Annotated in this window: 1 protein-coding gene and 1 pseudogene; both read left to right on the top strand. The window is 53.4% G+C overall.

Translation table 11 applies throughout. The features are described 5' to 3' along the window. Nucleotides 1–437: 437 nt before the first annotated feature. Nucleotides 438–623: pseudogene (locus tag AWB68_RS50610) on the top strand (hypothetical protein); the annotation flags it as partial. 18 nt (nucleotides 624–641) lie between these two features. After that, a complete protein-coding gene (locus AWB68_RS45250; RefSeq protein ID WP_235028888.1) occupies nucleotides 642–1,127 on the top strand; it encodes a toll/interleukin-1 receptor domain-containing protein in 486 nt (161 codons plus the stop codon). Nucleotides 1,128–1,134: the final 7 nt, after the last annotated feature.

Here is a 1,134-nt window from a genome sequence, read left to right as displayed (position 1 = left end):
CGGAAGTAGCGGTTCGATCAGTGCCCACAGTTCGTCATCGATGATAGGTGCCGGCATTCCTTGATCCGTTGTTCAGGTATCCAAGGTTAACCGTTTCGTGGAAAAGTAAACAGCCCTTCCGAGATCTTTTTGAACTGGCCTTTAAGAACGAGAGAAAAATCGGATCAAACCCCGACATTTCTATTTGGCTGGAACCCCGACATTTGAACTTAGCGGGGACATTGACATGACATTGACACGGCATTCGGTCGCGGCCGCCCGCTCTTGTGGGTGAGGGGGACTGGTGGAGAAATAAATCCCTCGGGGTTCTGGAGGTACACTGACGTGGGAACTGCATCAATGCAGTAGAGGACGATGAACATTGAGCTGACGCCCGCCGTGGGCCGCATGACCCGATGCTGACCGTAGGTTCGGTCCTTGCATTAAGAGAGGAATGAATGGCAAGTAGCAACGTAGCCGAGTTTGCCGCGGAACTGCAAATGCCTACAAACCTGCTGCTCGAGATACTGCAGGAGGCGGGCGTACAGAAAGCGGGGTTGGCCGATGTCGTGTCCGAGACTGACAAGGCGCGGCTACTCCACCACTTGCGCAGGAAGCACGGCTCTAACGATGAGGGGAAGCGTACAACACGCTACTCGACCTTGTTCATTTCATATGGAGGATGCGACGAACTGATTGCACGACAGATCAACGAGTCGCTGAAGTCGCGAGGGATAAAAACATGGTTTTTCCCCGATGACTCAGTCCCCGGCGAAAAATTGCACCGGGTCATGCACGTAGGCGTGAATTCCTACGATCGGGTGCTGCTCGTCTGCTCACGCACTTCTCTAGGACGAAGCGGTGTCCTGAACGAGCTCGAGCGGGTTCTCGAGCGCGAAGCAAGAGAAGGAGGCGGTGATATTTTGCTCCCGATTACTATCGACGACTTTGTTTTTAGTGACTGGAAACCTCAAAACGAAGACGTTGCCACCCAAGTGCGTTCGCGCGTGATTTGCAGAATTCCCGATCCCGGCACCGACTCGATAATCTTCGAAAAAACGATGGACCGCCTTGAGGCCATGTCGTTATACACAACGTCGCTGTCGCGCCACGACAGCGAGAAAGCTCGTTTACTTTCAATGACATAGAGCAGCG

It is taken from the genome of Caballeronia choica, assembly GCF_001544535.1.
GTDB classification, from domain to species: domain Bacteria; phylum Pseudomonadota; class Gammaproteobacteria; order Burkholderiales; family Burkholderiaceae; genus Caballeronia; species Caballeronia choica.
Note: the sequence above shows the minus strand (reverse complement) of the source record. Positions and strands in the feature narration are given on the sequence as shown.